The organism is Cupriavidus malaysiensis, from assembly GCF_001854325.1.
Lineage (GTDB): Bacteria > Pseudomonadota > Gammaproteobacteria > Burkholderiales > Burkholderiaceae > Cupriavidus > Cupriavidus malaysiensis.
The window spans coordinates 1,650,236-1,676,031 of record NZ_CP017754.1 but is presented as its reverse complement, the minus strand read 5'-3'; the positions used below and the strand labels follow the sequence as shown (position 1 = coordinate 1,676,031).

Genomic DNA, 25,796 nt, shown 5'->3' with positions numbered 1-25,796 from the left:
CTTACTTGGTGCCTATCACGCCGGTGATGGTCAGAGTCAGCAGCACCAGCATGCCCACGATCATCGCGAACGCGTAGTGGTAGATGTAGCCGGACTGCAGGTAGCGGCTGGCGGCGGCGAACGAAGCCACCACACGTGCCGAACCGTTGACCACCAGGCCGTCGATCAGGCCCTGGTCGCCGCCCTTCCACAGACCGCCGCCGATCAGGCGCGCACCCTTGGCGAACACTGCCTGGTTGATGTCATCCAGGTAGTACTTGTTCTCGAGCAGCTTGTACACGCCGGAGAAGCGTTGCTTGATCGCCTCCGGGATGTCGGGGCGCTTCATGTAGAAGAACCACGACAGGACCACGCCGGCGATGGCCAGCCACAGCACGGGGGTGGTCAGCGAATGCAGTGCCATCGGCACCCAGCCGTGGAAGGCCTCGGCCAGCTCGGCCATCGCATGGTGGTTCTCGCCGACGTAGATCACATCCTTGAAGGCCACGCCGTGCTTGAAGAAGTCGCCGAACAGCATCGGCTCGATGGCGATGGCACCGATGATCACCGACGGGATGGCCAGCAGCACCAGCGGCAAGGTCACCACCCACGGCGACTCGTGCGGCTTCTCGCCGGGGGCCAGGCCATGGTGGTGATCCGCCGAGACCTCCTCGTCCTCATGGTCGCCATGATGGTTGTGGTGGTCGTGGTTGGCCTTGCCGAAGCGTTCCTCGCCATGGAAGACCAGGAAGTACATGCGGAAGGAGTAGAACGCCGTGACGAACACGCCGGCCAGCACCGCCACGTAGGCGAAGCCGGAGCCCGCGATGTGCGATTCCGCCACCGCCTCGATGATCGAGTCCTTGGAGTAGAAGCCCGCGAAGAACGGCGTGCCGATCAGCGCCAGCGAACCGACCAGCGAAGTCAGCCAGGTGATGGGCATGTACTTGCGCAGGCCGCCCATATTGCGCATGTCCTGGTCGTGGTGCATGCCGATGATGACCGAGCCGGCGCCGAGGAACAGCAGTGCCTTGAAGAAGGCGTGGGTCATCAGGTGGAACACGGCCACCGAGTAGGCCGAAGCGCCCAGTGCGACGGTCATGTAGCCCAGCTGCGACAGCGTCGAGTAGGCCACCACGCGCTTGATATCGTTCTGGACGACGCCGAGGAAGCCCATGAACAGCGCGGTGATGGCACCGATCACCAGGACGAAGGACAGCGCGGTGTCGGACAGCTCGAACAGCGGCGACATGCGGCTGACCATGAAGATGCCGGCCGTCACCATGGTGGCGGCGTGGATCAGCGCGGAGATCGGGGTCGGGCCTTCCATCGAGTCAGGCAGCCAGACGTGCAGCGGAAACTGCGCCGACTTGCCCATCGCGCCGATGAACAGGCAGATGCAGGCCACGGTGATCATCAGCCAGTCGGTACCCGGGAAGATCACGGTGGCGAGCTGGTCGCGCTGCGCGAACACGTCGGTGTAGTTCAGGCTGCCGCTGTAGGCCAGCAGCAGGCCGATGCCCAGGATGAAGCCGAAGTCGCCGACGCGGTTGACCAGGAAGGCCTTCATGTTGGCGAAGATGGCGGTCGGGCGGGTGAACCAGAAGCCGATCAGCAGGTAGGACACCAGGCCCACCGCTTCCCAGCCGAAGAACAGCTGCAGGAAGTTGTTGCTCATCACCAGCATCAGCATCGAGAAGGTGAAGAGCGAGATGTAGGCGAAGAAGCGGTTGTAGCCGGGGTCGCCCTGCATGTAGCCGATGGTGTAGATGTGCACCATCAGCGAGACGAAGGTGACCACCACCATCATCATCGCGGTCAGCGAGTCGACCAGGAAGCCCACCTCCATCTTCAGGCCGCCGATGCTCATCCATTCGTAGATGGTGCCGTTGAAGCTGGCACCGTCCAGCACGTCGCGCAGCACGAGCACCGACAGCACGAAGGCGATGGCCACACCGAGGATGGTCACCGTGTGGGCCATCACCCGGCCGGCGCGGGAATCCGAGGTCGTGCAGCCGAAGAACTTGGTGCCGAACAGGCCGGCTATCGCGGCGCCGGCTAGCGGCGCCAGCGGAATCGCCAGCAGCAGGTTGGGGTTGAGCGTGGTTGCCATAGGACGCTTATTGGTGTGCGGTCGGTGAGCGATCTGGGGTCTTTACGTGAGCAGTCATGAGGTCAGCCCTTGAGCGTATCCATGTCGTCCACGTTGATCGTGTCCAGGTTGCGGAACAGCACCACCAGGATCGCGAGACCGATTGCCGACTCGGCGGCGGCCACCGTGAGGATGAAGAAAACGAAAACCTGTCCGGCCAGGTCCCCCAGGTAGTGGGAGAAGGCGACGAAATTGATGTTGACCGCGAGCAGCATCAGCTCGATCGCCATCAGCAGCACGATCACGTTCTTGCGGTTCAGGAAGATACCAACGATGCTGATGGCGAACAGGATCGCACCGAGCACGAGGAAATGGGCGAGAGAGAGCACAGCGTTTCTCCGTGGCTTCAGTTCTTGTTGTTGGCCGCATCGGCGGCTTGCGCAACCTGCGCCGGCATCGAGACCAGGCGCACGCGATCGTCGCGGCGGGTACGCAGCTGCTCGGAGATGTCTTGCGACTTGGTGTCCTTGCGGCGGCGCATCGTCAGGGCCACGGCGGCAATGATGGCGACCAGCAGGATGATCCCGGCCACTTCGAAGGCGAAGATGTAGTCGGTGTAGATCAGCTTGCCCAGCGCGGCGGTGTTCGAGTAGCCGGGCGCCTGCGCGGCCGCGTTGACCACCGGGCTGGTGGTGCCGATGAAGTTGCGCACCAGCACGATGGCCATCTCGGCGATGATCAGCGCGCCGACGATCGAGGCCATCGGCACGTAGGTCCAGAAGTCCCGCCGCAGGTGCTCGATGTCGATGTCGATCATCATCACCACGAACAGGAACAGCACCATCACGGCGCCGACGTACACCAGCACCAGCAGGATGGCGAGAAATTCCGCCTTGAGCAGCATCCAGATCGCCGCGGCCGTGAAGAACGACAGCACGAGGAACAGTGCGGAGTGCACCGGGTTCTTCGCAGTGATGACTTTCAGTGCGGAGAGCACCAGCACCAGCGCAAAGACGTAGAAGATGGTGGTCGTGAGTTCCATGGTCCCTATCGGATCCTCTTGGGGCCGCACGGCACGCACACCCCCGGGTGGCCCGCGCTTGCGGCTTCCTAGCCTTGGCCCCTCGCAGGGCACGATTCAATTTCGGTTGGCTGCGGCGGCCGGACTGGCCGCCCGCCTTGCCGGACCTGCCGCCACACGGCAGCGGGCCCGGACTCGATCAGCGGTACTTGGCGTCCGCCGCCTTGGCCGCGGCGATCTGCGGTTCGTAGCGGTCGCCCACTGCCAGCAGCATGTCCTTGGTGAAGTACAGGTCGCCCCGCTTCTCGCCGTGGTACTCGAGGATCTGCGTTTCGACGATGGCGTCCACCGGGCAGGCTTCCTCGCAGAAGCCGCAGAAGATGCACTTGGTAAGGTCGATGTCGTAGCGCGTGGTGCGGCGCGTGCCGTCGGCGCGCACGTCCGACTCGATGGTGATGGCCATCGCCGGGCACACGGCCTCGCACAGCTTGCAGGCGATGCAGCGCTCTTCCCCGTTGGGGTAGCGGCGCAGAGCGTGCAGGCCGCGGAAACGCGGCGAGATCGGGGTTTTCTCTTCCGGGAACTGGACAGTGACCTTGCGGGCGAAGAGATAACGCCCGGTCAGAGCCATGCCCTTGAAGAGTTCCTTCAGGAGCAGGCTGTTGAAGAAGTCCTTGATGGCGAGCAGCATGACGATTGCTTCCTAGTGATTCCGCGCGGCGCGCGCTGCGGCGCGCGCCGTCCGTTGGCCCTTCCGGCCGTTCAGTGCCAGATGTTCCACGGCGACTTGATCCAGATCGCCACGATGATCAGCCAGCCGACGGTCAGCGGAATGAACACCTTCCAGCCCAGGCGCATGATCTGGTCATAGCGGTAGCGCGGGAACGAGGCGCGGATCCAGATGAACACCGACAGCAGCAGGAAAACCTTGATCAGCAGCCAGAAGAAACCAGGGATCGCGTTCAGCCCCGGCACATCGAACGGCGAAGCCCAGCCGCCCAGGAACATCAGCGCGGTCATCGTCGAGATGATGATCATGTTGATGTACTCGGCCAGGAAGAACAGCGCGAACGCCATGCCGGAGTACTCGATCATGTGGCCGGCCACGATTTCCGATTCGCCTTCCACCACGTCGAACGGGTGGCGGTTGGTTTCGGCCACGCCCGAGATGAAGTAGACACCGAACATCGGCAGCAGCGGCAGCCAGTTCCACGACAGCACGTTCAGGCCCATGCCGGCGAAGTAGCCGGTGTTCTGGCTGTTGACGATGGCCGACAGGTTCAGGCTGCCGGAGACCATCAGCACGGTCACCAGGGCGAAGCCCATGGCGATTTCGTACGAGATCATCTGCGCGGCGGCGCGCATGGCGCCGATGAAGGCGTACTTCGAGTTCGAGGCCCAGCCGGCCAGGATCACGCCGTACACGCCCACCGAGCTGATGGCCATCACGTACAGCAGGCCGGCATTGACGTTGGCCATCACCAGCTCGGCCTGGAACGGGATCACCGCCCACACCGCCACCGCCGGCATCAGCACCATCAGCGGCGCGATGAAGTAGATGCCGCGGCTGACCTGGGTCGGCGTCATCACTTCCTTGAGCAGCAGCTTCAGCACGTCGGCGATCGGCTGCAGCAGGCCCAGCGGGCCGACGCGGTTCGGTCCCAGACGCACGTGCATCCAGCCGATCAGCTTGCGCTCCCACAGGATCAGGTAGGCCACGCACAGCAGCAGCGGCAGTACGATGAGCACGGCGCGGACCAGGATCCAGATCGGCGTCCAGGCGACGCCGAACAGGTTGTGCCCTTGCGAGGTAATCCAGTCGATCATGTTTCTTTCTCGCTATTCTTCTTAAGCCGTGACCGCCGGAGCCGCCTTGGCGGCACCGAGTTCGACGGCCTTCTCGACCTTGACCTGGCCGTACATCGCGCCCAGCGCGGCAGCAGCGCTGGTGGCGGCGGGCACGCGCACCGTGTTGGCGGGCAGCGTGGCTTCGAGCACGCCCGGCAGCACGACGCTGGCATCGCCCTGCGTCACGCGCACCGGATCGCCGGACTGGATGCCCAGGCTCTCGAACAGCGCGGTCGGCAGGCCGACCTGCATGGCGCGGCGCGCGGCAGCGGTCAGCTGCAGCGAGTCGGCACGGCGCACGATCGGGTCGGCGTGATAGATGGGCACGTCGGCGATGCGCTCGACGCCGGCGCCGGCGGCGCTGACGCGGATGGCCGCCTGGGTGGCGTTGTTCAGCTGCGGCGCGACCGGCTTGGCCAGGACTTCGTCACGCACCGACTCGGCGTTGTCGTAGTCGAAACCAGGCACTTCCAGCATGTTGCCGAGCACGCGCAGCACCTTCCACGCCGGGCGCGACTCGCCCAGCGCGCGCACCACGCCGTTGAAGCTCTGCGGCAGGCCTTCGCAGTTGACGAAGGTGCCGGCGGTCTCGGTGAACGGCGCGACCGGCAGGATCACGTCGGCGTATTGCAGCGCCGCTTCCGAGCGGAACGGCGACAGCACCACCACGGTGCCGGCCTGCGACAGCGTGGCCAGCGCGCGGCGCGGATCCGCGGAGTCGAACTCCGGCTCGGTGTTCAGCAGCACGTAGGCCTTGCGCGGGGTTTCCAGCAGGGCCTGGGCGTTGGCGCCGCCCTGCTGCGGCAGCGCGCCGGCCAGGTAGCCGCCGACGGTGTTGGCGGCTTCGGTCAGGAAGCCCAGCGTGGCGCCGGTCTCGGTGGCGATCCACTGTGCCAGCGCATGCAGCGCGGAGAACTGCGGGTGGCGCACGGCCTCGTTGCCGAGGAAGACTGCGCGGCGCTCGCCCGACAGCAGCGCTTCGGCCACGGTCTTGGCCTGCGCGTCGCCGTCGAAGCCTTCGGTGCCAGCCGGAGCGGCCACGCCCTTGGCGGCGGCCACGGCACGGGCGATGCCCGCCAGCGCGGCGGTCCAGCCCGACGGGGCCACGTCGATGCGCGCGGCCAGCGGCATCAGCAGGTCCTCACCGCCGGCGCCCAGCACGGCGACGCGGGCGCCCTTCTTGCCGGCCTGGCGCAGACGCGCGGCCAGCAGCGGATGATCCTTGCGCAGCGAGGAGCCGATCACCAGCACGCGCTGCAGCGTGCTCACCTCGGCCACCGGCATGCCCAGCCACGGTGCACCCTGCAGGCCGGCCGAGAAGTCGGCCTGGCGCAGGCGGAAATCGATGTTGTCACTGCCGAGGCCGCGCACCAGCTTGGCCAGCAGGTGCAGCTCTTCCAGCGTGCTGTGCGGGCTGGCCAGCGCGGCGATCTGGTCGGCGCCATGCTCGCGCTTGATGCCGGCCAGGCCGTTGGCCACATATTCCAGCGCGGTCTGCCAGTCGGTCTCGATCCACTGGCCGCCCTGCTTGAGCAGCGGCTTGGTCAGGCGGTCGGCGCTGTTCACGCCTTCGTACGAGAAGCGGTCCTTGTCGGACAGCCAGCACTCGTTGACCTCTTCGTTTTCCAGCGGCACCACGCGCATCACGCGCTGGTTCTTGGTCTGGACCACGAGGTTGGCGCCCAGGCCGTCGTGCGGCGACACCGACTTGCGGCGTGCCAGTTCCCAGGTACGGGCCGAGTAGCGGAACGGCTTGCTGGTCAGCGCGCCGACCGGGCACAGGTCGATCATGTTGCCGGACAGCTCCGAATCCACGGTCTGGCCGACGAAGGTGGTGATCTCCGAATGCTCGCCGCGGTTCAGCATGCCCAGCTCCATCACACCGGCCACTTCCTGGCCGAAGCGCACGCAGCGGGTGCAGTGGATGCAGCGCGTCATCTCTTCCATGGAGATCAGCGGGCCCACGTTCTTGTGGAACACCACGCGCTTCTCTTCCTTGTAGCGCGATTCGCTGCCGCCGTAGCCCACGGCCAGGTCCTGCAGCTGGCACTCACCGCCCTGGTCGCAGATCGGGCAATCCAGCGGGTGGTTGATCAGCAGGAATTCCATCACGGACTTCTGCGCCTTGACTGCCTTCTCCGAATTGGTGAAGACCTTCATGCCCGGCGTGACCGGGGTCGCGCAGGCCGGCAGCGCCTTCGGGGCCCTTTCGACCTCGACCAGGCACATGCGGCAGTTCGCCGCGATGGACAGTTTGCGGTGGTAGCAGAAGTGCGGGATGTAGGTGCCCAGCTGGCGGGCCGCTTCCATCACCAGGCTGCCTTCAGCAACCTCAACCTTCTTGCCGTCGATCTCGAGTTCAACCATGTTCTGCCACGCTTAGATGTAGGCCGGAACCATGCACTGCTTGTGTTCGACGTGATATTCGAACTCTTTCCAGTAGTGCTTGAGCATGCCGCGGACGGGCATTGCTGCCGCATCGCCGAGCGCGCAGATGGTGCGGCCCATGATGTTTTCCGCGACGTTGTTGAGCACGTCCAGGTCTTCCTGGCGGCCTTCTCCGTGTTCGATACGCTTGACCATGCGATAGAGCCAGCCGGTGCCTTCACGGCACGGCGTGCACTGGCCGCACGATTCTTCAAAATAGAAATAGGACAGGCGCAGCAGCGAGCGGACCATGCAGCGCGTCTCGTCCATCACGATCACCGCGCCCGAGCCCAGCATCGAGCCGGCCTTGGCGATCGAGTCGTAGTCCATGTCGGACGCCATCATCATGTCGCCCGGCACCACCGGGGCGGACGAGCCGCCCGGGATCACCGCCTTGATCTTCTTGCCGCCGCGCATGCCACCGGCCAGTTCCAGCAGGGTCGCGAACGGCGTGCCCAGCGGGATCTCGTAGTTGCCGGGGCGCTCGATGTCGCCGGAGATCGAGAAGATCTTGGTGCCGCCGTTGTTCGGCTTGCCCATCTTCATGTAGTTCTCCGGCCCGATGGCCAGCAGGAAGGGCACCGCGGCGAAGGTCTCGGTGTTGTTGATGGTGGTCGGCTTGCCGTACAGGCCGAAGCTGGCCGGGAACGGCGGCTTGAAGCGCGGCTGGCCCTTCTTGCCTTCCAGCGACTCCAGCAGCGCGGTTTCCTCGCCGCAGATGTAGGCGCCGTAGCCATGGTGCGCATGCAGCTGGAAGTTGAAGCCCGAGCCCAGGATGTTGTCGCCCAGGAAGCCGGCCGCGCGCGCCTCTTCGAGCGCCTGCTCGAAGATCTTGTATTCGTTCCAGATCTCGCCGTGGATGTAGTTGTAACCCACGGTGATGCCCATCGCGTACGCTCCGATGGCCATGCCCTCGATCAGCGCGTGCGGGTTGTAGCGGATGATGTCGCGGTCCTTGAACGTGCCCGGCTCGCCTTCATCGGTGTTGCAGACGAGGTATTTCTGCCCCGGGAACGTACGCGGCATGAAGCTCCACTTCAGGCCGGTGGGGAAGCCCGCGCCGCCGCGACCGCGCAGCCCGGAGGCCTTGACGTCGGCGATGACCTGCTCGGGGGGAATCTTCTCGGTGAGGATGCGCTTGAGCTGCTGGTAGCCGCCGCGCTTGACGTAGTCCTCGAGGTGCCAGTTCTGGCCATCGAGGCCGGCCAGGATCAGCGGCTTGATGTGGCGGTCGTGCAGAGAGGTCATCTTACTTGTTCCCCTTCGCGGCCTCGGCCTTCAGTTCGTCGACCAGCGCGTCGAGCTTCTCGTTGCTCATGAAGCTGCACATGCGCGTGTTGTTGACGATCATCACCGGCGCGTCGCCGCAGGCGCCCATGCACTCACCCTCTTTCAGGGTGAAGCAGCCGTCCGGGGTGGTTTCGTTGTAGTCGATGCCGAGCTTGTGCTTCAGGTGCTCGCCGGCGCGTTCGCCGCCCGACAGGGCACACGGCAGGTTGGTGCAGACGGTCAGCTTGTACTTGCCCACCGGCTTGGTGTCGTACATGTTGTAGAAGGTCGCCACCTCCTCGACCCACACCGGCGGCATGTCGAGGTACTGGGCGACGAACTGCATGACTTCGGGGGAAACCCAGCCCACCTCGCCCTGCGCCACGGCCAGTGCCGCCATCACCGCCGACTGCTTCTGGTCGGCCGGATACTTGGCGATCGCGCGATCGATTTCCTTGAGAGCTTCTGCTGATAGCATGGTCATTGCAGTAATACGCCGGAGCGCCCTTGGCCGGGTGCCCCGCAGATTCGCAGCCGTCGCTGCCGTCCTTGCCCGTTCGCCGCCGGCGCGCGCTCGGCGCTTGCCGGTGCGCCGCGGGTTTCACCCGGCCGCGCCCGTCGCGGGCACGGCGCGGGTGCGCCCGGATCGTCGTCCGGGAGCCCGCGGCCTGTCTTCAGCGGTCGATCTCGCCGAAAACGATGTCCTGGGTACCGATGATCGTCACTGCATCGGCGATCATGTGGCCCTTGGCCATTTCGTCGAGCGCCGCCAGGTGCGCGAAGCCAGGCGCCCGGATCTTCAGGCGGTAAGGCTTGTTGGCGCCGTCGGAGATCGCATAGATGCCGAACTCGCCCTTCGGGTGCTCCACCGCCGCGTAGGCTTCGCCTTCGGGCACGTGGATACCTTCGGTGAAGAGCTTGAAGTGGTGGATCAGCTCTTCCATATTGGTCTTCATGTCCACCCGCGACGGCGGCGCCACCTTGTGGTTGTCCGTGATGACCGGACCCGGGTTGCGACGCAGCCACTCGATGCACTGCTTGATGATGCGGTTGGACTGGCGCATCTCTTCCACGCGCACCAGGTAGCGCGCGTAGCAGTCGCCGCCCACACCCACCGGCACGTCGAAGTCGACCTTGTCGTAAACCTCGTAGGGCTGCTTCTTGCGCAGGTCCCACTCGATGCCCGAACCACGCAGCATCGGACCGGTGAAGCCCATCTGCAGCGCGCGCTCCGGGCTGACCACGCCGATGCCGACCAGGCGCTGCTTCCAGATCCGGTTGTCGGTCAGCAGCGTCTCGTATTCGTCGACGTACTTCGGGAAGCGGTTGGTGAAGTCTTCGATGAAGTCCAGCAGCGAACCCGAGCGGGCTTCGTTCATCACCTTGAGGGCGCGCTCATTGTGGACTTTCGACGCCTTGTATTGCGGCATCGTGTCAGGCAGGTCGCGGTAGACACCGCCCGGACGGTAGTAGGCCGCGTGCATGCGCGCGCCCGACACCGTCTCGTACATGTCGAACAGGTCTTCGCGCTCGCGGAAAGCGTACAGGAACACCGCCATCGCGCCCACGTCCAGCGCATGCGCACCGATCCACATCAGGTGGTTCAGCAGGCGGGTGATCTCGTCGAACATCACGCGGATGTACTGCGCGCGCACCGGTACTTCGATGCCCATCATGCGTTCGATGGCCATCACGTAGGCGTGCTCGTTGACCATCATCGACACGTAGTCGAGACGGTCCATGTAGGGCACGCTCTGGATCCAGGTCTTCTGCTCGGCCAGCTTCTCGGTGGCACGGTGCAGCAGGCCGATGTGGGGGTCGGCGCGCTGGATGACTTCGCCGTCCAGTTCCAGCACCAGGCGCAGCACGCCGTGGGCCGCCGGGTGCTGCGGGCCGAAGTTCAGGGTGTAGTTCTTGATGTCTGCCATTGCGCTTCTCAGTGCTGCACGCCGCCGTACTTGTCTTCCCGGATCACGCGCGGGGTGATCTCGCGCGGCTCGATGGTCACGGGCTGGTAGATCACGCGCTTCTGCTCGGGGTCGTAGCGCATTTCCACGAAGCCCGAGACCGGGAAGTCCTTGCGGAACGGGTGGCCGACGAAACCGTAGTCGGTCAGCAGGCGACGCAGGTCCGGATGGCCTTCGAACACGATGCCGTAGAAGTCGAATGCTTCGCGCTCGAACCAGTTGGCCGAGTTCCAGATATCGATCAGCGACGGCACCACCGGAAAATCGTCGTCCGGCGCGAACACACGCAGGCGCAGGCGCCAGTTATGGGTGACCGACAGCAGGTGCGAGACGGCGGCGAAACGCGCGCCCTCCCAGGCACCGTCGCCGAAGTCGGAATAGTCGACGCCGCAAACGTCGATCAGCTGCTCGAAGCGCAGCGCGGGATCGTCGCGCAGCAGGCGGGCGGCTTCCAGGCTGTCCTCGGCCTTGACGATCAGGGTCAGCTCGCCGAGCGACTCGACCAGCTTCTGTACGCGCTTGCCCAGGACCTTCTCGAGAGCGGACTTGAGGGTATCGATGCTCGCCATGTCAGCCCTTGCGCGCGATGGTGTTGGTGCGGCGGATCTTGTTCTGCAACTGGATCACACCGTAGATCAGCGCCTCCGCGGTCGGCGGGCAGCCCGGCACGTAGATATCGACGGGCACGATGCGATCGCAGCCGCGCACCACCGAGTAGGAATAGTGATAGTAGCCGCCGCCGTTGGCGCACGAGCCCATCGAGATCACCCAGCGCGGCTCGGCCATCTGGTCGTAGACCTTGCGCAGCGCGGGCGCCATCTTGTTGCACAGCGTGCCGGCCACGATCATCACGTCGGACTGGCGCGGCGACGGGCGGAACACCACGCCGAAGCGGTCCAGGTCGTAGCGCGCGGCGCCGGCATGCATCATTTCCACGGCACAGCAGGCCAGGCCGAAGGTCATCGGCCACAGCGACCCGGTGCGGGTCCAGTTGATCAGCTTGTCAGCGGTAGTCGTGACGAAGCCTTCGTTGAGAACGCCTTCGATTGCCATTTCACATCACTCCCAATCGAGCGCGCCCTTTTTCCAGATGTAGACGAAGCCCACGATGAATTCCAGCAGAAACACGCCCATGGCGATGAAACCCGGCCAGCCGATCTCCTTCAGGGCAACACCCCAGGGGAAGAGGAAGGCTGTCTCGAGATCGAACAGAATGAAGAGAATGGCGATGAGGTAGTAGCGCACGTCGAACTTCATGCGCGCATCCTCGAAGGCTTCGAAGCCGCACTCGTAGGGAGAGAGCTTCGCGGCGTCAGGCTTGTTGGGACCGAGGATCCTGCCGATCGACATCAGCGCCACGCCAAGCACGGTGCCGAAGATGATGAGGATGAGGACGGGGAAGTAGGCTTCGAGGTTCAAGGTACGGCCAGCCTTATCTGGAATGTTGTCAACAGCACCAGCTGAAGCGGCGTCCTGTTGCCCACCCCAAGCGCCATTCCGTAGAAGCACGGCGCCGCCTTGCGGACTGCCGGAGTTCACCTCACGCACAACGCGCAAAGGCCCGTGACGCGAACTCCGATCAAGTTGTTTGGTGCCGACGGCGAGACTCGAACTCGCACAGCTTTCGCCACTACCCCCTCAAGATAGCGTGTCTACCAATTTCACCACGTCGGCTGGGGGAGAAACAATGTTGCCTGGCGCCGGGTTTTAGGACCCTTCGGGACTCTCGCTCGACCTTTCGATCTGGTTTGAGACCCACCGCTGGGGAATCGTTTCAAGACTTGGATTCTAACCCAGGAAACCCGATTTGTTCAATGCACAACTGCAAAAAAGATCAGGAATCCCGGGGTCCGAATCCTGATTATTTCGGTACTGCAGGCGCAGCCGGCGCCGACGCCGCGGCAGCCGCGGCCGGTGCGCTGGCGGCAGGCGCCGAAGCGGCGGCCGGCGCAACCTGCGGCGCGGCCCCCATCACCCCCAGCGAAGCCGCCGGACGGTAGTTGGTCATCAGCGTCAGGGCCAGCGTGCAGGCGAAGAAGACCGTCGCCAGCACCGCCGTCGTGCGCGACAGGAAGTTGGCCGAGCCGGTGGCACCGAACAGGCTGCCCGAGGCTCCCGAGCCGAAGGCCGCGCCGACATCCGCGCCCTTGCCGTGCTGGAGCAGCACCAGACCGATCACGCCCAGCGCGGACAGCACCTGCAGGACCACCAACAGAGTTTTGAAAATTGCCATTTGTTTGATTCGCTTGCCTGATCAATCGATCGATACGGCCGGCATTCAGGCGTTGCCGATCGCGAGGAAATCTTCCGACTTGAGCGAGGCGCCACCGATCAGCCCCCCGTCGATATCCGCCATGGAGAACAGTTCGGCGGCGTTGTCCGGCTTGACACTGCCGCCATACAGGATGGCCATGCCCTGCGCCACGCCGGCGTCGCACGCCGCCACCTGTGCCCGCAGGAAGGCATGCACGGCCTGCGCCTGCGCGCTGGTCGCGGTCTTGCCGGTGCCGATGGCCCAGACCGGCTCATAGGCCAGCACGACGCGGCCGAGCTGCTCGACCGACAGCGCATCCAGCACCGCCTGCAGCTGACGGCCGACCACGGCCTCGGTCTCGCCCGCCTCGCGCTGCGCCAGGGTTTCGCCCACGCACACCACCGGCACGATGCCCGCATCGAGCGCACGCAGCGCCTTGGCCGCGACGACCGCATCGGTCTCGCCGTGGTAGCTGCGGCGCTCCGAGTGCCCGACCAGGGCGTAGCTTACGCCGAAGTCGACCAGCATCGAAGCGGCCACTTCGCCGGTGAAGGCACCGCGCGCCTCGGCCGACACATCCTGCGCGCCCCAGGCCACCGCGCTGCCGCGCAGCAAGGCCTGGCACTGCGCCAGGTAGGGGAACGGTGCGCACACCGCCAGGCGCGCACGCGCCGGTGCCGCCTTGATCGCAGCCAGCAACGCCTCATTGGCGGCCAGGCTGCCATGCATCTTCCAGTTGCCGATGACGAGCTTGTCTCTCACGCGAATCGCCCCTGCCTCATTTTGACTAAACCCAGTATTGTAACGTGGGGATTGCGACGGCGCCATGTCGGCACGGAACGGCGGCCAAGCCACCCAAAGAACCAAGAGGCGGCTTCCTCTTTGCCTTGGCGCGCTGGACCACACCGGCGGCTTCGTTGCGCGTGGCGCCTTGCTAGACCACCCCTCTCCCCCACCCTCTCCCCATGCGGGGAGAGGGAGCCAAGACACAATGCTTGGCCAACGGTTTTGGCGCCCCCCCCTCACCAGGTCAGGACGATCTTCCCGATATGCTCGCTCGACTCCATCAGGCGATGCGCTTCGGCCGCCTGCGCTGCCGGGAAGGTGCGGAAAATCGCCGGCTTGATCTGGCCGGCGGCCAGCAGCGGCCACACCTGCTCGTGCAGGGCGCGCGCGATCTCGCCCTTGAATGCAGCCGGGCGCGGGCGCAGCGTGGAGCCGGTGACGGTGATGCGCCGGCGCAGGATGTCGCCGAGCGGGATTTCTGCCTTGGCGCCGCCGAGCAGCGCGATGATGACGATGCGGCCGTCATCGGCGATGCAGGACAGTTCGCGCGCCAGGTAGGGGCCGGCGACCATGTCGAGGATCACGTCGACGCCGCGCCCTTCGGTAAGGGCCTTGATCTCGGCGACGAAGTCCTCGGTCTTGTAGTTGATCGCGCGATCCGCGCCGAGCGCCTCGCAGGCGGCGCACTTGTCGGCGCTGCCGGCGGTGACGAAGACCTTGAAGCCGAGCGCCTTGGCGATCTGGATGGCCGTGGTGCCGATGCCGCTGGAGCCGCCCTGGATCAGCAGCGTCTCGTCCTTGCCGCGCGGGCCGCGACCCAGGTAGCCGCGGTCGAAGACGTTGCTCCACACCGTGAAGAAGGTCTCCGGCAATGCCGCGGCCTCGATGTCAGACAGCCCGGCCGGCACCGGCAGGCATTGCGCCACCGGCGCCGTGCACAGCTCCGCGTAGCCGCCGCCCTGCACCAGGGCGCAGACGCGGTCGCCCACCTTGAGGCCGAAGCGGTTGTCGGCGTGCGCGAGATCGCCGCCCGCCACCACGCCGGCCACTTCCAGGCCGGGCAGGTCGGAGGCGCCGGGCGGCACCGGGTAGTTGCCGGTACGCTGGAAGACGTCGGGCCGGTTGACGCCCGAGGCCGCGACGCGGATCAGGATCTCGCCGGCCTTGGGCTGGGGATCCGGGCGCTGCGTTTCCTGCAGGACCTCTGGGGCGCCGTATTCACGGATCTCGATGGCTCGCATTGGGACTCCTTGCTGTGAGGGTGCGCGGCGCATGCTGCGCGCCTGTGCCGCGAAAAAAAGGAAGCGGACACGCGGCTTGCGCGGGGGCCGGCCCGCGGGCCGCGCCGTCCGCGCAAGCCGCGGAACTGCCGCAGTGTAAACAAAAAAACGGCTGGACATCGCCAGCCGTTTTTCCGCTGCGCGCCCCGCCTGAACGGGGCGCGGCCTGCCGCGCTTACTGCTGCTCGGTCGAGCCGGCAGCCGGTGCGGGCGCTGCCTCGCCGGCTTGCGCGATCGGGGTGATGGTGCCACCCTCTTCCGCCAGCGCCGCCTTCAGCGACAGACGCAGACGGCCCTTCTCGTCGGCCTGGATCAGCTTGACGCGCACCTGCTGGCCTTCCTTCAGCCAGTCCTTGATGTCCTTGACACGCTCGTTGACGATCTCGGAGATGTGCAGCAGGCCGTCCTTGCCCGGCAGGATGTTGACGATGGCGCCGAAGTCCAGCAGCTTCAGCACGGTACCGGCGTAGATCTTGCCCACTTCGGCTTCCGCGGTAATGCCCTCGATGCGGCGCTTGGCTTCCGCCATGCCTTCGGTCGAGGTCGACGCGATGGTGATCGTGCCGTCTTCCTGGATGTCGATGGTGGTGCCGGTTTCCTTGGTCAGCGCCTGGATGGTCGAGCCGCCCTTGCCGATCACTTCGCGGATCTTGTCCGGATGGATCTTCATGGTGATCATGCGCGGTGCGTGCGCCGACAGTTCGGTGCGTGCGTGGCCCATCGCTTCCTGCATCTTGCCCAGGATATGTAGACGGCCGTCCTTGGCCTGGGCCAGCGCCACCTGCATGATTTCCTTGGTGATGCCCTGGACCTTGATGTCCATCTGCAGCGCGGTGATGCCGTGGTCGGTACCGGCCACCTTGAAGTCCATGTCGCCGAGGTGGTCCTCATCACCGAGGATGTCGGTCAGCACGGCGAACTTGTTGCCCTCGAGGATCAGGCCCATGGCCACGCCGGCCACGTGGGCCTTGACGGGCACGCCCGCGTCCATCAGCGCCAGGCAGCCGCCGCACACCGAGGCCATCGAGGAGGAACCGTTCGACTCGGTGATCTCCGATACCAGGCGGATGGTGTAGGCGAACTCGTCTTCCTTCGGCAGCACGGCGATCAGCGCGCGCTTGGCCAGGCGGCCGTGGCCGATCTCGCGACGCTTCGGGCTGCCCACGCGGCCCGTCTCGCCGGTGGCGAACGGGGGCATGTTGTAGTGGAGCATGAAGCGGTCGCGGTATTCGCCGGACAGGGCGTCGATGATCTGCTCATCGCTCTTGGTGCCCAGCGTGGCCACCACCAGCGCCTGGGTCTCGCCGCGGGTGAACAGCGCCGAGCCGTGCGCGCGCGGCAGCACCGAGGAGCGGATCTCGATCGGGCGCACCGTGCGGGTGTCGCGGCCGTCGATACGCGGCTCGCCGGCCAGGACCTGGCCACGCACGATCTTCGCTTCCAGATCGAACAGGATGTTGCCCACTTCGACCTTGTCGGCTTCCACGCCGGCTTCCTGCAGCTTGGCCGCGACGGTCGCGTAGACTTCCTTCAGCTTCTGGCTGCGCGCGGCCTTCTGGCGCAGCTGGTAGGTTTCCTGCAGCAGCGGCAGGCCGATCTCGCTGACCTGTGCGATCAGGGTCTCGTTCTTGGCCGGCGCGGTCCAGTCCCACTCCGGCTTGCCGCCCTCGCGCACCAGTTCATGGATGGCGTTGATGGCGATCTGCATCTGCTCGTGGCCATAGACCACGGCGCCCAGCATCACCTCTTCGGAGAGCTGGTTGGCTTCCGATTCCACCATCAGCACGGCGCGCTCGGTACCCGCCACGACCAGGTCCAGGTCGGAGCTGGCGATCTGCGCGCGGGTCGGGTTCAGCAGGTACTGGCCGTCCTTGTAGCCGACGCGGGCAGCGCCCACCGGGCCGTTGAAGGGGATGCCGGACACGGCCAGGGCGGCCGAGGAAGCGATCAGCGCCGGGATGTCGGCCGGCACTTCCGGGTTCAGCGACAGCACGTGGACAACCACCTGCACGTCGTTGTAGAAGCCTTCCGGGAACAGCGGGCGCAGCGGACGGTCGATCAGGCGCGAGGTCAGCGTCTCCAGCTCCGAGGGACGGCCTTCGCGCTTGAAGAAGCCACCCGGGATCTTGCCGGCGGCGTAGGTCTTCTCGATGTAGTCGACGGTCAGGGGGAAGAAGTCCTGGCCGGGTTTCGGGGTCTTGGCGGCCACCACGGTGGCGAGCACCACGGTGTCTTCCACATCGACGATCACCGCGCCGCCAGCCTGGCGTGCGATCTCACCGGTCTCCATGCGCACGGAGTGCTGGCCCCACTGGAATTGCTTGACGACTTTGTTGAACATGGTCATGAGCGTTCCTTCGTCTTCGTTCATGCTTGCACCCGAGGGTGCAACGCCCGCGTTCCCAGCCGCGGGCTAACTGCCGGGTCTGCGCCAGTCGCGGTCGAAGGGGAGTGCTATGCCATTCCAGCGCGCCACCTGCCACCCCGTCCCGGGCGGCGATGGCGCGCTGGAATGACACAAGACCCTGCTTCCTTGGCTGGCCCCGGTATCCGTTGGGTAAAGAACAGGTTACGTTACCCCGTTGCGCGCCTTGGTGCAACGGGCGCCGGGCCGTTCGGCGCGGCGACGTGGAGTGAATGGAAATCCACTCGCGCGGGATGGCCGCCCGGCAAGCGACGGGCCACAAAAACAAAATGCCTGCATCAGCGTTGCTGACGCAGGCATCGCGGCTTCACGCCAATGCGTGCGGTCCGAGTTTCCGTGCCGCCATCCGGCCGTGCCTTACTTGCGCAGGCCCAGCTTTTCGATCAGCGCGCGGTAGCGGTCCGCATCGCTGGACTTCAGGTAGTCCAGCAGGCGACGACGACGGCTCACCATGCGCAGCAGGCCGCGGCGGCTGTGGTGATCCTTCATGTTGGCCTTGAAGTGCGGGGTCAGTTCGTTGATGCGGGTGGTCAGCAGGGCAACCTGGACTTCGGGGCTGCCGGTGTCGTTGGCGCCACGCGCGAACTGCTTGATGACTTCGGACTTGTTGATATCGGCGACTGCCATGTTGATTTCCTTTCACTTGCGAACGCCACAGCGCGGGATGCGCCGCATGCGTCGTGCCTTGTGTCTTGTCAGGCATCTGCCGCGCCCGGCCGGCTGGCCTGGCAACGACAGGCGGCGATTATAGCGGAAAACGCGGCCGGCGCACACGCCGGCCGCGCCGGCAGGCTAGTAGCGCTCCATCCGGCAGGTGGTGGGCAGCATCGCCTGCGCCGCCGTCAGCTTGCGCACCGTGCGGAAGCCATAGCCGGAGCCCTCGTTGTCGAAGCGCACCTCGCCGCCCTGGCGCGCCATCACCGAGACGTAGAGCGGTTGCTGCAACTGGTGGTCGGCCGCGCGCATGGTGGCATCATGGAAGGCGTTGACATAGCGCATGCCTTCGAGCGCGTGCGCCACCTTGACCGCGTCGGTCGAGCCGGCCTGCTCGATGGCGCGCGCCAGCATCTCGATCATCACCTGCATGCGCAGCAGCAGGTAGTCGTCCCTGGGCTCCGGGTAGCGCGCGCGGAAGGCCCGGTAGAACGCGTCCGACGCGGCACCGCCGACATTGGGATGCCATTCGGCCACCGCCAGCACCTGGCCGACGCCGGCATCGCCCATCGCTGCCGGCGCGCCGAGGCTGTTGCCGTAGAAGGTGTAGAACCTGGCGCCGAGGCCGCCCTCGCGCGCCGCCTTGACCATCAGCGTGAGATCGTTGCCCCAGTTGCCGGTGATCACCGCATCGGCGCCGCTGGCCTTGATCTTGGCGATGTAGGGCGCGAAATCCTTGACCTTGCCGATGGGATGGAATTCCTCCCCCACCACCTTCACGTCCGGTCGCTTGGCGGCCAGCATGGCGGCCGCCGACTGCGAAACCTGGTGGCCGAAACTGTAGTCCTGGTTGATCAGGTAGACGCGGCGCACCGACTTGTCGGTGCGGATGGCCTCGGCCAGGGCCTGCATGCGCATATCGGCGCTGGCATCGAAACGGAAGTGCCAGAAGCTGCAGTTCTCGTTGGTCAGCCCGGGATCGACCGCGGAATAGTTGAGGAACAGCACGCGCGCACCCGGCTCGCGCGCATTGTGGCGGTTGACCGCCGCCACCAGTGCGCCCGCCACGGCCGAACTGTTGCCCTGCAGTACGAAGGGAATGCGCTTGTCGACCAGCGCGCGGAACTGGATCAGGCTCTCGTCGACATTGCCCTTGCTGTCGAAGGTCACCAGGTCCAGCGGGCGCATGCCCTCGGCGGTCTTGACGCCGCCGCGCGCATTGACCTGCTCGATGGCCAGGCGCAGGTTGCGCGCCACCATTTCGCCGGCATTGGCGAAGGGACCGGAAAGTCCGTCGATCATGCCCAGCCGGATCGGCTCCTGTGCGCCGGCCGTCGCAGCCGCCAGGCACACCAGCCCCGCCGCCAGCCAGCGCCATGGCCGCAGGCGCCGACCCACACCCGCGCCGCAACCGGATTCCGCCTTCTCCGCCGTCTCTTGCACGCCCACCCTCCCGCCAGAAAACGAGCATGGTACGCGAGCGCGCCGGGCCACGCCAAGTCCGGCACACAGCGGATCGCAAGCGGCAATTGGGAGCAGGATCCGCGCAATAAATAGAAGATAGAGGGGAGATCACGCGGGAAATCGGGGCCGGCCCTGAGCCGGCGGGGTTGCCGCCGGCTTCACACGCCCGGCATGCGCCCGCTACACTTTCCGCATCGGCCTGCTGCCGGGATGCCTCGCGCCCCGGTGCCGCAGGAACCCAAGGATTACCATGCCCTCCTCTTTTCCGCGTATCGTCGCGCAATCGGCGCTGGTCCTGGCCGCCGCCGCGCTCTCGGCCTGCGCCGTGCTGGCTCCCGAGCAGGAAGGCCAGAAGCTGCTCGGCGCACCACAGGCCACGGTCCAGGCCACCTTCGGCCAACCGACCGACATTTTCTCCCTGCGCGACGGCACCAGCCGCTGGATCTATTCCAAGCAGCCGCTCGGCCAGCAGGCCTACGCCGCCGACTTCGACAGCCAGGGCCGGCTGACCGCCTTCCGGCAGATGCTGCAGACGGCCGAGCTGTACAAGGCCGAGGTCGGCATCTGGACCAAGCGTGACGTGCTCGAGCACTTCGGCAAGTCGCGCGAGCCGGTGCAGTACTTCCCGCTGATGAAGCGCGAAGTCTGGTCGTACCGTTTCAAGCACGAGGGCCAGTGGCCTTCGATGTTCAACTTCTACTTCGACGACAGCGGCGTGCTGCGCCAGACCCAGGTCACGCCCGACCCGCTCTACGACGCCGACCGCCGGCGCTGAGGCGAGCCCGCGCGGCCATGAAAAAACCCGCCCGCCTCCGGGTCGGAGGCAGGCGGGTCGTTCCGGTCTTCGGGCCGGATCGGCCGTCGACCGCCAGCGCGGATCCGGATCAGATCTGCGGGTTGATCTTCTGCACGGCCTTGTCGTGCAGCTTGTTCAGCGCGGCCAGATAGGCCTTGGCCGAAGCTGCAACGATGTCGGGATCGGTGCCCACGCCGTTGACGATACGGCCGGCCTTCGACAGGCGCACCGTGACCTCGCCCTGGGCCTGCGTGCCGGTGGTGATGGCGTTGACCGAGTACAACACCAGTTCGGCGCCGCTGCCGACCTTGCCCTCGATGGCGTGCAGCGTGGCATCGACCGGGCCGTTGCCCTCGGCCTCGCCGATCTGCTCCTGTCCGTCCATATTGAAGACGACGCGGGCATGCGGACGCTCACCGGTCTCCGAACGCTGCGACAGCGAAACGAAGCGGTAGTGTTCGTTGGACGCCTCGGTGGCCTCGTCGGAGACGATGGCGACGATGTCTTCGTCGAAGATCTCGGCCTTCTGGTCAGCCAGTTCCTTGAAACGGGTGAAGGCGGCGTTGATCTCGGCTTCGCTCTCCATCTCGATGCCCAGTTCCTGCAGGCGCTGCTTGAAGGCGTTGCGGCCGGAGAGCTTGCCCAGCACGATCTTGTTGGCGCTCCAGCCCACGTCCTCCGCGCGCATGATTTCGTAGGTGTCGCGCGCCTTGAGCACGCCGTCCTGGTGGATGCCGGACGCATGCGCGAAGGCATTGGCGCCGACCACGGCCTTATTGGGCTGCACCACGAAGCCGGTGATCTGCGAGACCAGCTTGGAGGCCGGCACGATCTGGGTGGTATCGACACCGACGTCGAGGTCGAAATAGTCGCGGCGGGTCTTGACCGCCATCACCACCTCTTCCAGGCTGGTGTTGCCGGCACGCTCGCCCAGGCCGTTGATGGTGCACTCGATCTGGCGCGCGCCGCCGAGCTTGACCGCCGCCAGCGAGTTGGCCACGGCCATGCCGAGATCGTTGTGGCAATGCACCGACCAGATCGCCTTGTCGGAATTGGGGATGCGCTCGCGCACCGAGCGGATCAGGCCGGCATAGCCTTCCGGCACCGCGTAGCCAACGGTATCGGGCAGGTTGATGGTGGTGGCGCCTTCGGCGATCACCGCTTCCAGCACGCGGCACAGGAAGTCCATGTCCGAGCGGCTGCCGTCCTCGGGCGAGAACTCGATGTCATCGGTGAACTGGCGCGCGAAGCGCACCGCCAGGCGGGCCTGCTCGTAGACCTGGTCGGGCGTCATGCGCAGCTTCTTCTCCATGTGCAGCGCCGACGTGGCGATGAAGGTATGGATGCGGAAGGAATTGGCCGGCTTCAGCGCCTCGGCGGCACGCGCGATGTCCTTGTCGTTGGCGCGGGCCAGCGAGCAGATGGTCGAATCCTTGACGGTCTGGGCAATGGCGCGGATGGCCTCGAAATCACCATTCGAGCTGGCGGCGAAACCGGCCTCGATCACGTCGACCTTCAGTCGCTCGAGCTGGCGGGCGATACGGATCTTCTCCTCGCGCGTCATCGAGGCGCCGGGCGATTGCTCGCCATCGCGCAAGGTGGTGTCGAAAATGATGAGCTTGTCAGACATGGTGGGGCTCCTGGGCCAGTTTTGTGCAGTGTCGGCCTGCCTGCTGCCGGGATGTGCGGGCTGCTGAATGCAAAACGCCCCGGCGTGCAACAAGGCAGCCGGGGCGTTTGAATCCTGTGTGGCTTCGCGCGAGGGCTCGATCGTCCTCTATCGTCCTCAGCGCGCACGCGTCCCGACCGGGTGGCCTAGTAGGCTACCTAGTAGGATGCGGGTGGAGAGGGCTTGGCGCGAAATCATGCAGAGCAATATATCCGGTTTGGCGGCCGCGCGCAATACGGAATTCTTGCCGAGGCCCCCCGGGAAAATCCCGAGGCACCCGCCCCTTCCGCGCGCCCGGGGAACTCACGCTTTGGGCGGGATGCGCAGTTTCTGCCCCGGATAGATCTTGTCCGGGTTCGACAGCATCGGCCGGTTGGCCTCGAAGATGCGGTTGTACTCGGCGCCGTTGCCATAGGCCTCCTGCGAGATGGCCCACAGCGTGTCGCCCTTGACCACCGTGTGCCACTGCGACTCGGCCGACGCGACATTGACCGACATCTTGTCGTCGACCTTGTCCACGCCCTGCACATTGCCGCAGCACAGGATGATCTTCTCCCGCGTGGCCTGGTCCGGCGCCACGCCGAAGACCGTCACCAGTCCCTGCGAGCCGTCGACCTGCACGCTCAGGGCGGTGGCGTCCAGGCCCATCTTGCGGATGTAGTCCTCGATCGCGGCACCGGCGGCACGGTTGGCCTCGTCCGCCTTGGCGGCCGCATCGGCCGCCCCGCTGTCCGGCGCGGGGGCGGCCTGCGCCGCTCCGCCGAAGAGTTTCTCTCCTGCTTCCTTGATGAAGTCCAGCACGCTCATGATGACCTCCTGATGGGGCTTGTGCACTACACGGTGAAGCTCCCGCCCCGGCAAGGCCGCGACGGGCAGGACCGCGGCGGGAAAACGAAGCCGCAGCGTAACCGATGCGCGGCCGTCCGCCTGCAAACAAAGGCAAAGACGGACGGCGCAGACAATACCGAACCCGCACGCCGGGCCGGACGCCGCCGCAGAACGGACAAGGGCGCCGCAGCGCCCTTGTTCCTCCAGTCCGGCTAGGAACCCTTGCCGTTGTCACGCACCCGTGCCACGCCCGGCTGACCATGCAGCCCACGCCAGGCCCACAGTACATAGCCCGAGATCGCATAGACCACGAACAGGCCGAACAGGGCCACCGGCGGATCGGTGGACACCACCACGAACAGCACCAGCACCAGCACCATCACGCCGAACGGCACGCGGTAGCGCACGTCGAGCGCCTTGCCACTGTAGAACGGCGCGTTCGACACCATCGACAGGCCTGCATAGAGCGTGATGCCGAATGCCACCCACGGCATCCACAGGTCCTTCACCGACAGCTTGTTGTCGATCACCAGCCAGACGAAGCCGGCCACCAGCGCCGCCGCCGCCGGGCTCGGCAGCCCCTGGAAGAAGCGCTTGTCGACCACGCCGATATTCGCGTTGAAGCGCGCCAGCCGCAGCGCCGCGCAGGTACAGTAGACGAAGGCTGCCAGCCAGCCCCACTTGCCCAGGTCATGCAGGATCCACTCGTACATCACCAGTGCCGGCGCCACGCCGAACGAGGTCATGTCAGACAACGAATCGTACTGCTCACCGAAGGCGCTCTGCGTGTGCGTGATGCGTGCCACACGGCCGTCCATGCCGTCGAGCACCATGGCCGCGAAGATGGCGATGGCGGCCACGTCGAAGCGCATGTTCATCGCCTGCACGATGGCGAAGAAGCCTGCGAACAGGGCCGCCGTGGTGAAGGCATTCGGCAGCAGGTAGATGCCGCGGTGGCGCGGCCGCACGAAGACCACGTCATCGTGCTCGTCCGCATCGTCGCGGTCGCTGTGCGGGCCGTAGCCGCCCGCGTCGCCGCGCAGCTGGTTGTGGCGGAACGGCCGCAGATGGGTCACGTTGCCGTTGCTGACGCGCTTGTTGCGCCGGTTGAATGCACCCATGCCGGTTCTCCTGTGCGCCGCGGCCGCTTACTGCTGCCCGCCTGCGACGTCGAGCTCGGCCAGCACGGTCGACGATGCCGACACCTTCTCGCCGATGGTCACGCGCGGACGCGCGCTCAGCGGCAGGTAGACATCAACGCGCGAGCCGAAGCGGATGAAGCCGTAGCGCTGGCCGCGCGAGAGGGTTTCGCCCACCTTCGTGTAGCACAGGATGCGGCGCGCCACCAGGCCGGCCACCTGCACCAGCGTGACGAGCTGGCCGTCGGCCGCGCGGCGGATCACCACCGCGTTGCGCTCGTTCTCGCTCGAAGCCTTGTCGAGGTCGGCATTGACGAACTTGCCGGGGAAGTATTCGATTTTCTCGACCGTGCCATCGATGCTGCTGCGGTTCGAATGAACGTTGAAGACGTTCATGAACACACTGATCTTCAGCGCCTCGCGGCCGGCGTAGCCGTCCTGCACCTTCTCCACGGCGACGATGCGGCCATCTGCCGGCGCCAGCACCGCGTTGGGCTGCTGCGGCACCGGGCGCGGCGGATCGCGGAAGAACTGCAGCACGAACAGCGTGATGATCCACAGCGGCAATGCCCACCAGAAGCCCGCGCCGGCGTTGACCAGCAGCGAGATGACAAAGGCGCCGGCCAGGAACGGCCAGCCTTCACGGGCGATCAGCGGATGAGGATAGTTCATGCAGGACTTGTGCGTTGAGTAAAGTCTGACAAGGATAACAAAAAGCCGTCCCGTCTCCGCCCGAATCGCCCCTCGAAAGCAGGGGGCATGGACGGGAGACGGGACGGCCATGGCCTGCGGGGCCTTGCCCCGCCTGGCCTGCCGGCTCGCGCCAGCTTAGTTCTTCGACTGGTCGACCAGCTTGTTCTTGGCGATCCAGGGCATCATCGCGCGCAGCTTCGCACCCACTTCTTCGATCTGGTGCTCGGCCGTCAGGCGGCGGCGCGAGATCAGGGTCGGGGCGCCGGCCTTGTTCTCGAGGATGAAGCTCTTGGCGTATTCACCGGTCTGGATGTCGGTCAGGCACTGCTTCATCGCCTTCTTCGTCTCTTCCGTCACCACGCGCGGGCCGGTGACGTACTCGCCGTATTCGGCGTTGTTCGAGATCGAGTAGTTCATGTTGGCGATGCCGCCTTCGTAGATCAGGTCGACGATCAGCTTGAGCTCGTGCAGGCACTCGAAGTAAGCCATCTCGGGCGCGTAGCCTGCTTCCACCAGGGTCTCGAAGCCCGCCTTGATCAGCTCGACGGTACCGCCGCACAGCACGGCCTGCTCGCCGAACAGGTCGGTCTCGGTCTCTTCGCGGAAGTTGGTCTCGATGATGCCGGCGCGGCCGCCGCCGTTGGCGGTGGCGTACGACAGGGCGATGTCACGGGCGGCGCCGGACTTGTCCTGGTGCACGGCGATCAGGTGGGGCACGCCGCCGCCTTGCGAGTAGGTCGAGCGCACGGTGTGGCCGGGAGCCTTCGGCGCGATCATGATCACGTCGAGGTCGGCGCGCGGGATCACCGCACCGTAGTGCACGTTGAAGCCGTGGGCGAAGGCCAGCGCTGCACCTTCCTTGATGTTGGCGTGCACTTCGTTCTTGTACACGTCGGCGATCTGCTCGTCCGGCAGCAGGATCATGACCACGTCGGCGCCCTTCACGGCTTCAGCCACTTCCTTGACCGTCAGGCCGGCGTTGACCGCCTTGTTCCACGAGGCGCCATTCTTGCGCAGGCCGACCGTCACGTTGACGCCCGAGTCCTTCAGGTTCAGCGCGTGGGCGTGGCCTTGCGAGCCGTAGCCGATGATGGTGACGTTCTTGCCCTTGATCAGGGAGAGGTCGGCGTCCTTGTCGTAAAACACTTTCATGATTGTTCCTTCGCTTGCTGTCTATCTTGGTATGGATTGGCGGCGCCCCTGGG

At 65.8% G+C, this 25,796-nt stretch carries 24 protein-coding genes and 1 tRNA gene; 1 reads left to right on the top strand and 24 read right to left on the bottom strand.

Features of this window, described 5'->3' with window-relative positions:
• Window position 1: 1 nt before the first annotated feature.
• From nuoL to BKK80_RS07200, 19 genes are all read right to left on the bottom strand, one after another.
• On the bottom strand, window positions 2-2,092 hold the full coding sequence (gene nuoL / locus BKK80_RS07290) for an NADH-quinone oxidoreductase subunit L (RefSeq protein ID WP_071011903.1): 2,091 nt from the start codon (window positions 2,090-2,092) through the stop codon (window positions 2-4).
• A 62-nt stretch (window positions 2,093-2,154) separates the two neighbouring features.
• Complete coding sequence (nuoK, locus tag BKK80_RS07285) at window positions 2,155-2,460, bottom strand: NADH-quinone oxidoreductase subunit NuoK (RefSeq protein WP_010809122.1); 306 nt, start codon at window positions 2,458-2,460, stop codon at window positions 2,155-2,157.
• A gap of 17 nt (window positions 2,461-2,477) precedes the next feature.
• Window positions 2,478-3,113 (bottom strand): NADH-quinone oxidoreductase subunit J, encoded by a 636-nt coding sequence (locus tag BKK80_RS07280; protein ID WP_071011901.1) that lies wholly within the window; start codon window positions 3,111-3,113, stop codon window positions 2,478-2,480.
• 178 nt (window positions 3,114-3,291) lie between these two features.
• Window positions 3,292-3,783: an NADH-quinone oxidoreductase subunit NuoI gene (gene nuoI / locus BKK80_RS07275; protein ID WP_071011900.1), complete on the bottom strand. Its 492-nt coding sequence runs from the start codon at window positions 3,781-3,783 to the stop codon at window positions 3,292-3,294.
• Window positions 3,784-3,854: 71 nt separating this feature from the next.
• Window positions 3,855-4,919: an NADH-quinone oxidoreductase subunit NuoH gene (nuoH, locus tag BKK80_RS07270; protein ID WP_071011898.1), complete on the bottom strand. Its 1,065-nt coding sequence runs from the start codon at window positions 4,917-4,919 to the stop codon at window positions 3,855-3,857.
• Between the two features lie 21 nt (window positions 4,920-4,940).
• The gene (gene nuoG / locus BKK80_RS07265) at window positions 4,941-7,307 is read right to left on the bottom strand and encodes an NADH-quinone oxidoreductase subunit NuoG (RefSeq protein WP_071068784.1); all 2,367 of its coding nucleotides are present in this window, start codon (window positions 7,305-7,307) and stop codon (window positions 4,941-4,943) included.
• A 12-nt stretch (window positions 7,308-7,319) separates the two neighbouring features.
• Window positions 7,320-8,615 carry an NADH-quinone oxidoreductase subunit NuoF gene (gene nuoF / locus BKK80_RS07260; RefSeq protein ID WP_071068783.1) on the bottom strand — a complete coding sequence of 432 codons (1,296 nt, stop codon included), beginning with the start codon at window positions 8,613-8,615 and terminating at the stop codon, window positions 7,320-7,322.
• Between the two features lies 1 nt (window position 8,616).
• Window positions 8,617-9,114, bottom strand: a complete 498-nt coding sequence (nuoE, locus tag BKK80_RS07255; protein ID WP_071016220.1) for an NADH-quinone oxidoreductase subunit NuoE — start codon at window positions 9,112-9,114, stop codon at window positions 8,617-8,619.
• Window positions 9,115-9,310: 196 nt separating this feature from the next.
• The gene (locus BKK80_RS07250) at window positions 9,311-10,564 is read right to left on the bottom strand and encodes an NADH-quinone oxidoreductase subunit D (protein ID WP_071011893.1); all 1,254 of its coding nucleotides are present in this window, start codon (window positions 10,562-10,564) and stop codon (window positions 9,311-9,313) included.
• Window positions 10,565-10,572: 8 nt separating this feature from the next.
• Window positions 10,573-11,172, bottom strand: coding sequence for an NADH-quinone oxidoreductase subunit C (locus BKK80_RS07245; protein WP_071011891.1), 600 nt, complete (start codon window positions 11,170-11,172; stop codon window positions 10,573-10,575).
• 1 nt (window position 11,173) lies between these two features.
• The gene (locus tag BKK80_RS07240; protein ID WP_020203631.1) at window positions 11,174-11,656 is read right to left on the bottom strand and encodes a NuoB/complex I 20 kDa subunit family protein; all 483 of its coding nucleotides are present in this window, start codon (window positions 11,654-11,656) and stop codon (window positions 11,174-11,176) included.
• Window positions 11,657-11,662: 6 nt separating this feature from the next.
• The gene (locus tag BKK80_RS07235; protein WP_071011889.1) at window positions 11,663-12,022 is read right to left on the bottom strand and encodes an NADH-quinone oxidoreductase subunit A; all 360 of its coding nucleotides are present in this window, start codon (window positions 12,020-12,022) and stop codon (window positions 11,663-11,665) included.
• Window positions 12,023-12,192: 170 nt separating this feature from the next.
• Window positions 12,193-12,277 (bottom strand) — tRNA-Leu (locus tag BKK80_RS07230).
• Between the two features lie 187 nt (window positions 12,278-12,464).
• Window positions 12,465-12,836, bottom strand: a complete 372-nt coding sequence (gene secG, locus BKK80_RS07225) for a preprotein translocase subunit SecG (protein WP_071011888.1) — start codon at window positions 12,834-12,836, stop codon at window positions 12,465-12,467.
• 45 nt (window positions 12,837-12,881) lie between these two features.
• On the bottom strand, window positions 12,882-13,625 hold the full coding sequence (tpiA, locus tag BKK80_RS07220; protein WP_418235891.1) for a triose-phosphate isomerase: 744 nt from the start codon (window positions 13,623-13,625) through the stop codon (window positions 12,882-12,884).
• A 254-nt stretch (window positions 13,626-13,879) separates the two neighbouring features.
• Window positions 13,880-14,884, bottom strand: a complete 1,005-nt coding sequence (locus BKK80_RS07215; RefSeq protein ID WP_071011886.1) for an NAD(P)H-quinone oxidoreductase — start codon at window positions 14,882-14,884, stop codon at window positions 13,880-13,882.
• A gap of 214 nt (window positions 14,885-15,098) precedes the next feature.
• The gene (gene pnp, locus BKK80_RS07210) at window positions 15,099-17,270 is read right to left on the bottom strand and encodes a polyribonucleotide nucleotidyltransferase (RefSeq protein WP_071011884.1); all 2,172 of its coding nucleotides are present in this window, start codon (window positions 17,268-17,270) and stop codon (window positions 15,099-15,101) included.
• 435 nt (window positions 17,271-17,705) lie between these two features.
• Entirely contained in the window at window positions 17,706-17,975 is a 270-nt protein-coding gene (rpsO, locus tag BKK80_RS07205) for a 30S ribosomal protein S15 (RefSeq protein WP_071011883.1), read from the bottom strand.
• A 165-nt stretch (window positions 17,976-18,140) separates the two neighbouring features.
• A complete protein-coding gene (locus BKK80_RS07200; RefSeq protein WP_071016216.1) occupies window positions 18,141-19,388 on the bottom strand; it encodes a branched-chain amino acid ABC transporter substrate-binding protein in 1,248 nt (415 codons plus the stop codon).
• Window positions 19,389-19,716: 328 nt separating this feature from the next.
• Here BKK80_RS07200 and BKK80_RS07195 point away from each other — a divergent pair, with 328 nt between their 5' ends.
• Complete coding sequence (locus BKK80_RS07195) at window positions 19,717-20,241, top strand: hypothetical protein (RefSeq protein WP_071011880.1); 525 nt, start codon at window positions 19,717-19,719, stop codon at window positions 20,239-20,241.
• Between the two features lie 109 nt (window positions 20,242-20,350).
• Here the strand turns inward: BKK80_RS07195 and BKK80_RS07190 are convergent, their stop codons facing one another.
• The 5 genes from BKK80_RS07190 to ilvC form a co-directional block, all read right to left on the bottom strand.
• On the bottom strand, window positions 20,351-21,892 hold the full coding sequence (locus BKK80_RS07190; RefSeq protein ID WP_071011878.1) for a 2-isopropylmalate synthase: 1,542 nt from the start codon (window positions 21,890-21,892) through the stop codon (window positions 20,351-20,353).
• A 342-nt stretch (window positions 21,893-22,234) separates the two neighbouring features.
• Window positions 22,235-22,738: a peptidoglycan-binding protein LysM gene (gene lysM, locus BKK80_RS07185; protein ID WP_071011876.1), complete on the bottom strand. Its 504-nt coding sequence runs from the start codon at window positions 22,736-22,738 to the stop codon at window positions 22,235-22,237.
• A 233-nt stretch (window positions 22,739-22,971) separates the two neighbouring features.
• Window positions 22,972-23,880 carry a CDP-diacylglycerol--serine O-phosphatidyltransferase gene (gene pssA / locus BKK80_RS07180; protein WP_071011875.1) on the bottom strand — a complete coding sequence of 303 codons (909 nt, stop codon included), beginning with the start codon at window positions 23,878-23,880 and terminating at the stop codon, window positions 22,972-22,974.
• 27 nt (window positions 23,881-23,907) lie between these two features.
• On the bottom strand, window positions 23,908-24,570 hold the full coding sequence (locus BKK80_RS07175; protein ID WP_071011873.1) for a phosphatidylserine decarboxylase: 663 nt from the start codon (window positions 24,568-24,570) through the stop codon (window positions 23,908-23,910).
• A gap of 156 nt (window positions 24,571-24,726) precedes the next feature.
• On the bottom strand, window positions 24,727-25,743 hold the full coding sequence (gene ilvC / locus BKK80_RS07170; protein ID WP_071011872.1) for a ketol-acid reductoisomerase: 1,017 nt from the start codon (window positions 25,741-25,743) through the stop codon (window positions 24,727-24,729).
• Window positions 25,744-25,796 lie beyond the last annotated feature (53 nt).